This window comes from Paenibacillus sacheonensis, from assembly GCF_009909195.1.
Lineage (GTDB): Bacteria > Bacillota > Bacilli > Paenibacillales > Paenibacillaceae > Paenibacillus_Z > Paenibacillus_Z sacheonensis.
In genome coordinates this window covers 59,946-72,825 of sequence record NZ_JAAAMU010000009.1, presented here as the reverse complement: position 1 = coordinate 72,825, position 12,880 = coordinate 59,946, and the positions used below count along the sequence as shown (strand labels likewise).

Below are 12,880 nucleotides of genomic sequence, written 5' to 3'. Positions count from 1 at the left end.
AGTGAAAGGTGTTCGTCTTCCTGTGAATAAGCGCAACAAAACCGGCCTTCTGCCTAGACATGAGTCGCAGCGGAAGCCGGTTTTTTGTTGCGGAACGATGGGTTGATCATGCGGACGCGAAAGGGAGGAAGGAAAAGAGGGGAAGAAGGGGAGAGCTGGCGTTAGGCGGCCGTTCGGCGCGGGACGTCTTGCCGTACCGGGGCGCCGCGCTCTGCTATGGCGCGAAGCTCGTTCAACAGCTCGTTCAGCTCGCGGCGGAGGGCGTGAAGCTCGCGGGCGCTGCGATTTTGCAGGCGGTCCATTTCGGCGGGGGAAAGTTGATTTTGCCTCACTTGATAGATCAGCTTGTTGGTCATCGTGTCGCTGTCGCTGATGCGCGGGGTATAGGCGATGCTTGAGGAAGCCGGCATAATTATCATCTCCTGGTCGAAGGTTGTTCTCAGTATAAGGGCCGAAGATTAACGGCGTGTATGATCCGCGTTAACGAATTGTCAGCGTTTGGAATCGCGATGCAAGCGTCGGAAAGAGGGGGAGGTCTGGTCTGCCGGTGACGCAAACGAAAGATCGATAGCAGCGGGAGACGCAGGTGTGGTTTAATCGAAATAACGACGCCGAACATCGGCTGCGGGGTTGAACGACGTTTGAGCATCGTAGGAAAGGGAGTGGCAGCATGCATTCGGAGTGGCCGTATATCCACTTGGCCGGAGACCTGCTCGTCCGGGCTGGCCTTACGCTCGGTCCGCGCGCGATTACCGATTACGAGCTGGTTTATTTCCAAGGCGGCTCGGATACGGTTTACGAGACGCGGGGCCGTGCCTATACGCTCGACCGGCCGGGCTTCGTCTTCACGCGGCCCGGGGAGCGCCATCGCTACCGTTTCGATCCGGTCAAACACGTGCGGCATGCGTTCGTCCACTTCGACTGGGCATCGTTCGAGGAGCCTGACGGCCCGATGGCACCGCTTCTGCGGGCGGATTGGCTGCCCATCGGCGCGGATCGGTTCGGCGAGGCCGCGATGAAGCGGCTGCTTGCCGTTGCGAATGAACAGGGCCCGCGCTGGGAAGCGCGCATGGCAGCTTTGCTCGCGGCGCTGCTGGAGGAGCTGTGCCATGCCGCCGCCGGACCGGCGGCCGACGCGCGGGAAGCCGGCATGCTGCCGCTTCCGATCGTCCGGGCGCTGGCCTACATGGACGACCATCTGGGCGAGGGCGTCACGGTGGAGGCGATCGCCCGCCGGTCGGGCTGGTCGCATGCGCACTTTACCCGCGTCTTCGCCGCCTGCGTCGGCATGTCCCCGAAGCGGGCGCTCATGGAGCGGCGGGTCGCGCGCGCGGAGCAGCTCATGCTGGAGGGGCGGCTGGCGATCAAAGAGATCGCGTACGAGCTCGGCTTCGCGGACGTGCATCATTTCTCCCGCGCTTATAAAGCCGCAAGGGGGTATACGGCGACCGCCTATATCGCCAAGTGCCAGGATCCGCTCTTCCGCAACACCGCTTCCGCCGCCGCGGATCCCGATACCCCTTATCCGCTGAACCGCTACGTCATCGTGAACGAGGAGATCAAAAACATTCACCGATCGTCCGTTTCCCGGCATTGAGCGCGGGGCGTCCGGAAGCGCACAATGAAGGCAGACGGATGCAAAGGGGACGATCGGCATGGGCAACGCCTATTATCCGCGCTCGAATTGGCGCGAGGACAAATATTTGGTCAGCGTGAAAGACTATGCTTTCTATCATAAGGAAGGCTATGTTATCATCCGGGGGCTGCTCGCCGGCGAAGCGCTCGAAGAGATCTACGCGTACACGGAGGAGAAGCGCATCGAGAGCCGCCGCCGCGCCGAGGCGATGCCGAAGCAGGACGGCGAGCCGGATTACCTGACGGTCATGTTCGACGAGCAGGTGCGCGTGCACATGCTTTCGCGGACGGAGCCCGTCGCCGAGCGGACGCTGCTGAACCCGCGCATCCTGGACGTGGCCGAGGCGCTGGTCGGTCCGGACGTTTACGCGCTGCAGGACATGTTCTTCATGAATCCGCCGGGCATGGGCGGCCAAGGCTGGCACCAAGATTCCTGCTACATCAAGACGCATCCCGATACGCTGCTGGGAGCTTGGGTGGCGCTGGAACCGGTGGACGAGGAGAACGGATGCCTATGGATCGTGCCGGGCTCCCATAACGAGCCGGTTTATCCGCCGAAGGAGGTCGGCGGCGGCCGGGTTCACGCCCAGGAAGCGTTCGCCGACCTGGATTACGTGCATAACGTCAGCCATCCCGACGACGAGATCAACACGCTGTCCAAGGTGGCCGCGGAGAACTATCCGCCCCCGATTCCGGTGCCGCTGCAGCCGGGAGACGTGCTGTTCTTCCATTCGCATCTGTTTCACCGCTCTCACGCCAACGCTTCCAAGGACCGCTACCGGCGCTCCTGCGTCCTGCACTATTGCAACGCTCGCTCGTATATCCCTTGGGATCACGACGGGTACGAGGGCGATGCCGGCAATTACAAGCAAATCCTGGCGCGCGGCCGGACGCATATGCCGTATGCGTCGCCGATCTTCGGCACGCCCGTGCAGCTAAACGAGGACGGAGACTCCGAGGCCGCGCCGGTGACAATGATGGGCATGGACAACGGCATGATGATGCCTGTCGCAGTGCGCAAGGGCGGCGAGTAAGGCGAGCATGCGATTGCTGGCCGCGGGTTTTTATTGCAGCCTGCTTGGAGCGGCGAGAAAGGAAGTTCTGTCGTCGCGCGTGCGGTGTTTATCGGTAAGCATGGGGTTGCGAATATGAAAATTCGGAATGCGGAACAAGAGGGAGAAGGGTAAGGCTGAGAGGAATGCGATTCCGTATTATTCACGGATATGGACTTCGTGAACGTCCGATAGAGCGGTGATAACCAATAAAGCATGGGCTATCGGCATGGACGATGAATTCTCGCATGATGTTGGCGGAGAATAGTGAATGGTTGTGTAAGAATATGCAAATTTTATTTCCGTAATGGAATTCTCAATAAGCAGAGGCGGATGAGCGGGGCCGGATAGGACCTGCGATCATCCGCCTCTAATTCATTCTATCGGAACATACAATTCAAGGATGGGGAGAAGCTAGAGGATGGCGGAATTTTCCGAGGCGCGCGGTCGTTATGCAACCTCGCGGTTTGGCCGAACGTCGGAGAAAGAAGATAGAGAAGCGCTGGACGAGGGTAATACATGAACGAGGTGATGACGATGATAAGGAAGAAAATGTCCGGCTTTGCGCTCTCCGCGCTGCTGGCATCGGCAGCGCTGTCGGGCTTCGGCACGGAATCGGCGGCTTCTGCGGCCGCGGCAGGGAGCGCGCCGAACGCAGCGGCGGCCTGCCGCACGGATAATCACGGTTTGGCCTTGAAGGCGATGAAGGACACATCGGACCCTTACCTGGGGTCGATTCAGTTCTTGAGCACGAATATCGGCCGCGCTGCCGGGAACGGGTTCATGATCGGAACTTCCGATGCCGGCTGCCACTGGCAGTCCATTTATAACACGGGCAAGCTCAATTTTACCCAGATGAATTTTCTGAGCAATTCCAAAGGCTACGTCTTGGCCCAGGTCGCTTACGGCAAGCCGAACACGCTGCTGAAGACGACGGACGGCGGCGCGAGCTATACGTGGATACCGACGGGGCAGCACCCGTACGACCGTATTCAGTTTTTGAACGAGCAGACGGGCTTCGGGTATACGCGGGCCTTCACGTACAAGACGACGAACGGCGGCAAGAGCTGGAGCAAGCTGCCGACGCCGCCGAATACGCGCTACGCGCATTTCATGACGGAGCAGAAGGGCTGGGCGATCGTCGTTCTTGCGACGGGCGGCTATGAAGTGAAGCGCACGCTTGACGGCGGCAAGACGTGGAGCGATTCGCTGAAGGTGAAGACGGCGTCGAACTTCGGAGGGATGATCCACGGTACGGACAGCGCCGATGTGTGGGTGCTCCTGTACGGGGAATCCGGCATGTCGCAGACGTCGTATTCCGTCTACCATACGGCGGATGCCGGCGCGCACTGGAAGCAGGTCATCTCGCGTCCTACGGCCGGCGGCGGTCCGGCGCCGGGACCGGTCGTGCCAAGCGGCAAGCTGGCCGGTCCAGCGGGCAGACCGACGGATATGGCGGTCGTGGGACGCCAAGCCGCTTTCCTCATCGCGGGGAGCGGGGCGCTCGACGCGCTTCAGTTCGGCCGTTCCCTGGACGACGGCAAGACGTGGTCCAATCTGCCGGGCGCGGCGCCAGGATATGACGGCAAGCTGTCGTTCCCTTCGGCGAAGTCCGGGTATCTGGCCGTCACGAGCTTCGAGCGGCCTGCCGTCTACAAGACGGCGGACAGCGGGAAGACGTGGAAGAAAGTATTCTCGCTGCCGGCTTCGCAATAACGGGGCCATTCGCCTGTAATCGCTTGCAATAGAAACTCGTTCTTCAAGCAAAAGGAGCCTTCGAGGCCGCGGCATTTCCGCAGTTTCGAAGGCTTTTTGTCATGGCGTCCGCCGACAGCTTCCGCCGAGCCAATCGGAACGTCCCCGATTCTTCCGGCGCGGTTCCTTCCAGCTTGGCTGCCGGACGGCTTCGCCCACCAACTGCACGAGGCCGTTGCGCCTAGCGGCTGGCTGCCCGGATGCTGCGGACGGCGAAATTTCTCTTGCCGCGTCCTTAGTTGCGATGTCAGAAAGGCTAATAAATAGTCGAAAAATGTCGATAAAAAAGGTAACTGAATCGGAGGAGTGACGTAGATTTGAAATCGGGCTTTATCTTGTTCAGCGTCGGAAGAAAGTTGTTTTTATCCTTTTTGCTGCTTATTGTTCTAATCGGGTTCTTGGGTATCGCGTCCCTGAGGTCGGAGGAGCGGATGGCGGGCAAGTCGGACGAGATCACGACCAATTGGATGACCGGCGTCGAGATCGCGAATCACCTGAACTATTTGACGGAGCACATGCTGACGCTGCAGTTCAAGATCATGACGGACGCGGACCAGTCGCAAAAGCAAGCTTTCCGGAAGGAGGCCGACGACACGCTTAAAGTCGTCGACGACAAGTGGACGACGTACGCGGCCACGTACGCGAACGCCGAAGACAAAGCCGTCGCGGAGGAACTCCAGCGCCATTGGAAGCAGTTCAAGATCGTATTCGAGCAAGCCGCCGCGCTCGGCAAGCAAATCGATCTGATTCAAGGCGCCAACGGCAAGGGGAGCGAGGTCCGATCGCTCATGGCGCAATCGGAGAAAATATTCGACGACATGCAGGAGGATATGAACCGGCTCGTCGGGTTTAATCACGATGGCGCGGTAGGGGCCGTCAAGGAAAGCCGGGACATTTACGATGGCGCGAGAGCATCGTCGTTCTGGGTGATGGCGGCGGCGCTTATTATCGCGATCTCGCTCGCCGTGCTGCTGAACAGGCTGATCTCGAGACCGATCAAGCAGGTATCGCTGGCGCTGCGCGCCGTCTCCGAAGGCGATCTGACCGCGCCGGCCATGGCGACCAAGCGGAAGGACGAGATCGGTGCCCTGATTCAGTCGCTTAACGTCATGACGGCGAGCTTGAAGAGCCTGATCGTCCGCGTATCCCAAGCCTCCCAGACGGTAGCGGCTTCGTCGGAGGAGCTCTTGGCCAGCTCCGAGCAGAATGCGGAAGCCACGAAGCATGTCGCGGAAGCCGCGCAGGCGATGGCCGACGGCTCGGGCAGCCAGCTCCACAGCGCGGTCGAGACGAGCAGGGCGATGGAGGAAATGGCAGCGGGGATTCAGCGGATCGCGGAGACGTCCTCCGCCGTATCCGAATTGACGCAGCAGTCCGGCCAGCTCGCGGAACGCGGCAATCAAGCCATCGCCTCGGCCATGGAGAAAATGGATGCCATCAGTCGTTCCGTGGAACAAACGGGATCGGAAATCAAGCTGCTGGAATCCCATTCCGGACAAATCGGCGACATCGTCGAGCTGATCGGGGGCATCGCTTCCCAGACGAATCTGCTGGCGCTGAACGCCTCCATCGAAGCGGCGCGCGCAGGCGAGCACGGCCGCGGCTTCGCCGTCGTCGCGGGCGAGGTCAGGAAGCTGTCGGAGCAATCCGCGGAGTCCGTGCAGAACATCGCGGAAGTGATCGCCCTTATCCAAGAAGATACGCTGAAGGCCGTACGGACGATGGACCGGAGTCTAGCCGAGGTGCGTCTGGGATTGCAGGCGGTTGCAGATGCCGAGGAGTCGTTCCGGCGAATCGCCATGGCAGCCGGCCATGTGTCGGAGATGGTACAGGAAGTCGCGGCATCCTCGCAGCAGATGGCGGCCGGCTCCGAGCAGGTATCGGCATCGGTGCACGACATGAGCGCCGTCGCGAAGCAAGCGACGGAATCGACGCAATCGGTGGCGGCCACGACGGAAGAGCAGCTCGCCTCCGTCCAGGAGATCACGGCTGCCGCGCAGACGCTCAGCGCGATCGCCGTGGAGCTCTCCGATACGATCTCCAAAGTAAAAGTGTAAGCCGCGCCGCGCCCGTCATGGTATAATAAGGCCAAAAAAGGGCGGTGCACATTCACGATGATTCGCCACGAAGGTATTCATCATGCGAGCTTGATCGTTACGGATCTAGACCGGGCCAAGCGCTTCTATGAATCGGTTATCGGATTGCGGGAAATCGAACGGCCGGCGTTCGACTTTCCCGGCGCCTGGTACGGAATCGGCAGCGGCGGGCAGCAATTGCACTTGATCGTGCATCCAGGCGAGACGGCGAGAAGCGGCGGCATCGATACCCGCGACGGGCACTTCGCGATCCGCGTAGCCGACTTCGACGAGACGATTGCTTGGCTGGACCGATGCGGCATCGAGCATCGGGACAACCGGAACAGCATTACGGGCTTCGCGCAGATTTTTCTGCTGGATCCCGACCGCAACGTGATCGAATTGAATGCCGCGCGGTGATCGCCGCCGGCAAGGCGTACGCGGCGCGGAAGCAAGCGGCGGATAGCGCGAATGGGCAGCCAGGCAGGCGGCCGGCTATAGGCACGGCATCTAAGGTCGAGCATCCCCTGGCGGGACGCTCGGCTTTTTTCGTCGCCGCGATCGGCTATCGTCTGCTCTCTAAGAAAGCGTGTTGACTCTCCTCTTAGGGGAGGCTGTAGAGTACGGATTGAAAGGAGCGGCAACGTGATGCGATATTCGGTCAAAGAACTGTCGGCGCTGTCCGGGGTTACGATCAAGACGCTGCATCATTATCACAAGCTCGGCCTGCTGCCGCCCGGCGAGATCAGCGAAGCGGGCTACAGATATTACGGGATGAAAGAGCTTGAGCGGCTGCAGCGAATCTTGTTCTACAAGACGCTCGATTTTCCGCTGGCGCAAATTAAGGAGCTGCTGGCGGAGGAGCGCGACTCCGATACGGTGCTGCGCCGTCAGCGCATGCTGCTGCTGGGGCGCAAGCAGCGGCTGGAGACGGTGATCCGCACGTTGTCGAACACCTTGGAATCCACGAGGAGAGGCGAAGTGATGCAAGTGAGCGACATGTTCGAAGGGTTCGGGAGCGAGGCGGAATGGAAAGCGGCGCTGGCGGAGCAGCGGGATTACCTGAAGGCGAACTACGGCGTGGAGCTGACCGAATCGTTGCCCGAACCGGCAGCGTTGAACGAACAAGCGCAGGAGGCGGCGCGTTTCATGTCCGAGATGGCGGAGCTGCTTCGTTCCGGCGCGAAGCATCGCGATCCGCGGGTGCGGGAGCTGATCGGCGGCCATCTGGCATTCATGCAAGCGCATGGGCACGCAGCTGCTCCGGATGAATTTGCCGCGCAGACGCGGTTCTTCCTGGAGGACGAATTTCATCTGCAGATGCTGGAGAGTCAACAGACCGGACTGGCGTATTATCTTCACGCCTGCGCGGCGTCTTATGCGGCGGGTAGCTGAGAGGGCTATGGGTATGGCCTAACGTCTAGCCCGGGTCCTCGCCCGAGGCGCCGTTGTTCCGGCATGAACGACTATGCTATACTGTTTATGACGTATACAATTAAGCGGCTAGTACGAATAGTGAGGGATAGGGCGCATGACGAACCGCAACGAGAACGAGGATGAGGCGCTTAAGGGACTGCCGAACGGCGTCGCCTTAAGCTGGGGCATCGTCAAGCAAGGGAAGCGCGGACCCAAGGGCGAGCTGAGCATCAAGCAAATCGTCGATGCCGCCGTCGCGATCGCCGACCGGGACGGGCTGCAGGCCGTGTCCATGAGCCGCGTCGCCCAATCGCTCGGGTATACGACGATGTCGCTGTACCGTTATATCACGAGCAAAGACGATCTCTTGCTGCTGATGCAGGAAGCGGTGAGCGACGTTCCGATTCCGGCGGCGGACTCGGGCCAGCATTGGCGGGACGGACTGCGCGAATACGTGGGACTGTGCGTACGGGTCTTCGTCGACCATCCGTGGTACGGGGATATTCCGATTACGGGCATTCCCGTGACGCCGAACATCATGGCGATGATCGATTGGGTGCTGCGCACGCTGAGACCGCTTCAGCTGGACGACTTCGAGAAGATGTCCATTCTGCTGCTGCTCAGCAGCTATGCCCGATCCATCGGTCTGATCCAGCGCGACATGGCCAAGGCGATGCGGGCAGGCAAGAGCGCGGAAGACTTCGGCGGCTTGTCCTTCAGCCCGGCGCTGAAGCAGCTCGTGAAGCCCGAGCGTTTTCCGGACTTGTATCCCGTCGTCATGTCGGGGATCTATGCGGGCGAACGGGAGGCGGAGAGTACGGTCGGCAACGATTTGGACTTCGGCTTGGAACGGGTATTGGACGGCGTCGAGTCCTACTTGGAACGGCGGCAGAGACCGCCCGGCGATACGCCGGCTCCGTGACGGCGGGCATAACGCTCGGAAATAACGACAGCGGCTCATCCGGTTGGATGGAGCCGCTGTTTGCGTCTGTATGATCATTTGCGTCCAAGCGTTGAAGCCATGACGGAGCGGTGACGAAGCCGAAAGCGATGCGATGACGATGCCATCCGAAGCGATGACGAAGCCATGACGAAGCCGAGTTCATGCGGTCAGCCGGGCTGGACCTCTGCGCGGCCTGCCGTTCGCGTATACCATAACGCTACGGCCAGAGAGAGCAGGCAGACCGCGAGCAGCGTGCGGTACACGTTCTCGTACGCCAGGCCGAGCGGGCTATTCTTCTGCAGCGTCAGTATCATGCCGCAGACCGCCACGGAGATCGAGCCTCCGAAGAACTGAATGAGCTGCATGAGTCCCATCCCCGAACCGATCATCTGCTTCGGCAGGATGCGCGACGTCTCGTTATTTAACGAAGACAGGGTCGCGGAGAAAGAGGGCGAGAAGAACAGATAGCCGCATAGCACGACGAGCGGCGAAACTTCCACGGCAAACGAGAAGATGGCAAGCACGCTGGCCAGTACGACGTGACCGATAAGCAGGAACCGGATATTCCCGTAACGATCGATCCATCTTCCCACGAAACGGCCCGACAATGCCGACAATATGGCTCCAGGCGCGATCGTCAGCCCGATCGTCATCGTCGATTCGCCGGCTAGATTAGCCAGCGCGAGCGGCATGAGGAACAGATTGCCCATGTTCAATACCAACACGCAGAACCCGACCGCCGTGAGCTTCCGATAGTCGCGTTTGGCGAACAGCGCCGGATTAATGAAGGTCTCATTCTTGACCGTTCGCAAGTACCAAGCATGTACGGCAAACGATAGAAGACTGCCGATCGACCAGAGCAAGGAACGCTGCATGACGGCGATTAGCAAGGTTCCGGCATTGACGACCGTTAATATCGCCCCGAGCGCGTCGAAGCGGATGGGTCTCGGTTCTTCCTTGGGCAGCAGCCGCATCAGCACGGGAAGCACCAGAAGAATGAGGCATGTGACGGCGAACAATCCGTTAAATCCGACATACTCGGTGATCGCGCCGCCGATGATGGGGCCGAACCCGAACGCCATCGCGCTGCCCGTCGAAATCATCGTAATGGCCCTTCCCCGGCGCTCGTAAGGGATGTAACGGCTTGCCATCACGATCCCCAGTCCGGACATCGTTCCCGCGCCTGCCGATTGCAGAATACGGACGGCCAGCAGCGTGTTGAAGTCGTGCGCGAAGATCCCGATCGCCGAAGAGAGACCCAATATCGTCAAACCGACCAGCAGCAGCCTGCGCAAAGGCAGGCTGTCCGATAAGCGGCTGTAAATGACCGTCGATAAGGCGTATCCGATGGAGTAGCTTGAAATAATCCACGAGCCCATGTCGGCCGTGATATGAAACGTTTCAATAATCCCGGGAATGGATACGTTAAACATCGTGGTATTCATCAGGACGATGAATACGCCGAACATCCAGACCGGCATGACGGTTCTATCATTCATGTTGTCATTCCCATCCCATCTTTGAGCAGGCGGTCAGCGTTTGAGATGCTTATCCGCGTTGTGACTTAATTTTGCAAGCGTTCGTCTCAAGAACTGCACTTCTTCTTCCGATAGCCCATCGACCGCGATGGCCTGTATCCGCTCGTCGATCGGGTTCAAGCGCGCCGCGAGTTCCTTTCCTGCCCCGGTCAGATAGACCAGGGACGACCTTCCATCGTTCGGGTGTGGAGATCGTTGGACGAATCCCCTCTGTTCTAATATAGCCAATATTCGCGTGACGTTCGCTTGGTCTTTTCCGACGCCGAGCGTCAGCTCCTTGATGCTGATCCCGTCCTGCTCGTCCAGCCTCTTCACTAGGCACCATTGCTCGCTCGTGATGCCCGAGGGGCTGAATTCCTGGTTGAAAAGCAGGTTCAAGTTTCGCAGCGTCTTGGTGAGGATAAAACCGACCGCATCATCGAGTTTGATTATCATCGCCTCCCTGGATTACGGGCTCCCTGGAAGGTACCGTGCAATCTTTGTATGTTATAACATGTATATCGGAGCATGTAAATAAGAGCGCGGAAGCCTCCATCGGGCGAAACGCATAAAGAAAGACGGCCGGCTCTCCGCGAGCCGGCCGTCCTTTGTTGCGTTACTGAAGCTGCGCGCAGGCGGCCATGGCACCGCAATGCGCTATCTATGGCCGGCCTTGCGGCGGAACGAGGCGACGCTCCACAGCAGCGCGAGCAGCAGAATGCCGACGCACCAGGCGGCTGCCAGCCAGGCATGATGCCCGATCGGCGAGCCGGTCAGCAGGCTGCGGATCGTCTCGATAACCGGCGTGATCGGCTGATGGTTCGCCACTCCCTGCAGCCATCGCGGCATCGTCGCCGTGGGGACGAACGCGCTGGAGAGGTACGGGAGGAAGAGCAGGATGAAGCCGTACCCCGACGCTGCGGAGGGCGAGCCCGCGACCAGCCCGATCGCCGCGAACAGCCAGGTCAGGGCGAGAATGAACAAGGCGATGATGCCGATGGCGGCGAGCCATTCCAGGAAGCCGGCGGAGGTTCGGAAGCCGACGAGAAACGCGACGCCGATGACGACGCCGGTCGCCAGCAGATTGCGGGCGAGGCTGGCGGCGACATGGCCGGTAATGACGCTGAGGCTGCGAATCGGCAGCGTCCGGAATCGGTCGATAATGCCGTTCGTCATATCCTGCGAGACGTCGACCGCCGTGCTGGACGAACCGAAGCCGGCGCAGAGCAGGATGATGCCGGGAACGACGTAATTGACGTAATCGCCTCCCGGATCGATCGCGCCGCCAAACACGTACGTGAACAAGAGCATCAGCATGACCGGCAGGACGATGGCCATGATCAGCGCCTCCGTGTTGCGAAGGCTTAGACGGATGCTGCGCCCGACGAAGACGGCGTTGGTGATGGCGAGCGACGTCTTGCGGGCCGGAACGGACTGAACGGTCTGAACGGTTTTCATCGCAAAACCCCCTCGAATGGTTTGGCTTCGGTCAAGGCGACGAATACGTCGTCCAAGCTCGGCTTGCGCAGGCGGATTCGCGTCTCCGGCGAAACCTTGCCGGCGAGTTCGTTGAGCGTTCTCCGAATGTCCTGCAGGCTTCCATCCGTTGCATAGGCGGCGAGGAGCTCTTCGTCGTCGCCCAGCAGCTCGATTCGTTCTTCGCCGATGCGGGACTTGAGCTCCTGCGCGGTGCCTTCCGCGGCGATGCGGCCGCCGGCAATGATCGCGATGCGGTCCGCGAGCTGATCGGCCTCCTCCAGATATTGCGTCGTGAGGAAGATCGTGATGCCCTCGTCCCGCAGCTCCGTAATTTGCTTCCAGAGCGCGCGGCGGCTGACGGTATCGAGTCCCGTCGTCGGCTCGTCGAGGAACAGCACGGGCCGGCGCGCGACGAGGCTGACTGCCAGATCGAGCCTGCGCCGCATGCCGCCGGAGTAGGTTTTGACCAGCTTGCCCGCGCTGGCTTCCAGGTCGAACAGCCGCAGGAGTTCCGATGTTCTTGCGCGGGCCCCGGAGGAGGAGAAACCGGAGAGCCTGCAGATCATGTGCAGGTTCTCCCTTGCGGTCAGCATTCCGTCGACAGCGGCGAATTGACCCGTGAGGCTGATGGACATTTTGACGGCATCCCGTTCCGACGCAATGTCGTGGCCGTTCACGGCGGCCTTGCCTTCATCGGGCTTCGTCAGCGTGGAGAGGATGTTGATCAAGGTCGTCTTGCCGGCGCCGTTCGGCCCGAGCAGGGCGAAGATCGTGCCGGCCGGAACGTCCAGATCGATGCCGTCCAGCACGGTTTGCTGGCCGTAGGTTTTGCGCAAACCTCGAATGGTGATGGCGGTATTCTTCAAGGGGAGTCGCTCCTTTTCGAATAACTGTATAATATATAAACAGTTTATTATGATAACAGTATATTATGCACACAGTAAATGCGCAACGGTTTTTTGGGGCAGCTTCGGAAGGAATTCGCTTGGCTTGTACCTCGCGATCTCC

12 protein-coding genes are annotated in these 12,880 nt (G+C 60.2%); 7 read left to right on the top strand and 5 right to left on the bottom strand.

Annotation, left to right across the window (positions count from 1 at the left end; all coding sequences use genetic code 11):
- Window positions 1–161: 161 nt before the first annotated feature.
- Entirely contained in the window at window positions 162–410 is a 249-nt protein-coding gene (locus GT003_RS17990; protein ID WP_161700312.1) for a hypothetical protein, read from the bottom strand.
- 260 nt (window positions 411–670) lie between these two features.
- On the opposite strand from GT003_RS17990, the gene GT003_RS17985 reads away from it, so the two are divergent.
- The 7 genes from GT003_RS17985 to GT003_RS17955 all read left to right on the top strand — a co-directional run bounded on the left by GT003_RS17985 (window position 671) and on the right by GT003_RS17955 (window position 8,855).
- On the top strand, window positions 671–1,597 hold the full coding sequence (locus GT003_RS17985) for an AraC family transcriptional regulator (RefSeq protein ID WP_161700310.1): 927 nt from the start codon (window positions 671–673) through the stop codon (window positions 1,595–1,597).
- A gap of 58 nt (window positions 1,598–1,655) precedes the next feature.
- Window positions 1,656–2,669 (top strand): phytanoyl-CoA dioxygenase family protein, encoded by a 1,014-nt coding sequence (locus tag GT003_RS17980; RefSeq protein WP_161700308.1) that lies wholly within the window; start codon window positions 1,656–1,658, stop codon window positions 2,667–2,669.
- 537 nt (window positions 2,670–3,206) lie between these two features.
- Complete coding sequence (locus tag GT003_RS17975) at window positions 3,207–4,403, top strand: WD40/YVTN/BNR-like repeat-containing protein (RefSeq protein WP_161700306.1); 1,197 nt, start codon at window positions 3,207–3,209, stop codon at window positions 4,401–4,403.
- 356 nt (window positions 4,404–4,759) lie between these two features.
- Window positions 4,760–6,499 (top strand): methyl-accepting chemotaxis protein, encoded by a 1,740-nt coding sequence (locus GT003_RS17970; RefSeq protein ID WP_161700304.1) that lies wholly within the window; start codon window positions 4,760–4,762, stop codon window positions 6,497–6,499.
- A 57-nt stretch (window positions 6,500–6,556) separates the two neighbouring features.
- Window positions 6,557–6,937 (top strand): VOC family protein, encoded by a 381-nt coding sequence (locus GT003_RS17965; protein ID WP_161700302.1) that lies wholly within the window; start codon window positions 6,557–6,559, stop codon window positions 6,935–6,937.
- A 228-nt stretch (window positions 6,938–7,165) separates the two neighbouring features.
- Complete coding sequence (locus GT003_RS17960) at window positions 7,166–7,912, top strand: MerR family transcriptional regulator (RefSeq protein ID WP_161700579.1); 747 nt, start codon at window positions 7,166–7,168, stop codon at window positions 7,910–7,912.
- A 136-nt stretch (window positions 7,913–8,048) separates the two neighbouring features.
- The gene (locus GT003_RS17955) at window positions 8,049–8,855 is read left to right on the top strand and encodes a TetR/AcrR family transcriptional regulator (RefSeq protein WP_161700300.1); all 807 of its coding nucleotides are present in this window, start codon (window positions 8,049–8,051) and stop codon (window positions 8,853–8,855) included.
- A 188-nt stretch (window positions 8,856–9,043) separates the two neighbouring features.
- Here the strand turns inward: GT003_RS17955 and GT003_RS17950 are convergent, their stop codons facing one another.
- From GT003_RS17950 to GT003_RS17935, 4 genes are all read right to left on the bottom strand, one after another.
- Entirely contained in the window at window positions 9,044–10,375 is a 1,332-nt protein-coding gene (locus GT003_RS17950; RefSeq protein WP_161700298.1) for an MFS transporter, read from the bottom strand.
- Window positions 10,376–10,408: 33 nt separating this feature from the next.
- The gene (locus GT003_RS17945) at window positions 10,409–10,849 is read right to left on the bottom strand and encodes a MarR family winged helix-turn-helix transcriptional regulator (protein ID WP_161700296.1); all 441 of its coding nucleotides are present in this window, start codon (window positions 10,847–10,849) and stop codon (window positions 10,409–10,411) included.
- Between the two features lie 201 nt (window positions 10,850–11,050).
- Window positions 11,051–11,851: an ABC transporter permease gene (locus tag GT003_RS17940; RefSeq protein ID WP_161700295.1), complete on the bottom strand. Its 801-nt coding sequence runs from the start codon at window positions 11,849–11,851 to the stop codon at window positions 11,051–11,053.
- Window positions 11,848–12,738: an ATP-binding cassette domain-containing protein gene (locus tag GT003_RS17935; RefSeq protein ID WP_161700293.1), complete on the bottom strand. Its 891-nt coding sequence runs from the start codon at window positions 12,736–12,738 to the stop codon at window positions 11,848–11,850. The genes GT003_RS17940 and GT003_RS17935 overlap by 4 nt, the downstream gene beginning before the upstream one ends.
- Window positions 12,739–12,880: the final 142 nt, after the last annotated feature.

Coding starts and splice junctions, on each gene's coding strand:
- GT003_RS17950 (WP_161700298.1), bottom strand. CDS start 10,375: ATGAATGATAGAACCGTCATGCCGGTCTGGATGTTCGGCGTATTCATC.
- GT003_RS17955 (WP_161700300.1), top strand. CDS start 8,049: ATGACGAACCGCAACGAGAACGAGGATGAGGCGCTTAAGGGACTGCCG.
- GT003_RS17985 (WP_161700310.1), top strand. CDS start 671: ATGCATTCGGAGTGGCCGTATATCCACTTGGCCGGAGACCTGCTCGTC.
- GT003_RS17980 (WP_161700308.1), top strand. CDS start 1,656: ATGGGCAACGCCTATTATCCGCGCTCGAATTGGCGCGAGGACAAATAT.
- GT003_RS17945 (WP_161700296.1), bottom strand. CDS start 10,849: ATGATAATCAAACTCGATGATGCGGTCGGTTTTATCCTCACCAAGACG.
- GT003_RS17975 (WP_161700306.1), top strand. CDS start 3,207: ATGAACGAGGTGATGACGATGATAAGGAAGAAAATGTCCGGCTTTGCG.
- GT003_RS17960 (WP_161700579.1), top strand. CDS start 7,166: ATGCGATATTCGGTCAAAGAACTGTCGGCGCTGTCCGGGGTTACGATC.
- GT003_RS17965 (WP_161700302.1), top strand. CDS start 6,557: ATGATTCGCCACGAAGGTATTCATCATGCGAGCTTGATCGTTACGGAT.
- GT003_RS17940 (WP_161700295.1), bottom strand. CDS start 11,851: ATGAAAACCGTTCAGACCGTTCAGTCCGTTCCGGCCCGCAAGACGTCG.
- GT003_RS17990 (WP_161700312.1), bottom strand. CDS start 410: ATGCCGGCTTCCTCAAGCATCGCCTATACCCCGCGCATCAGCGACAGC.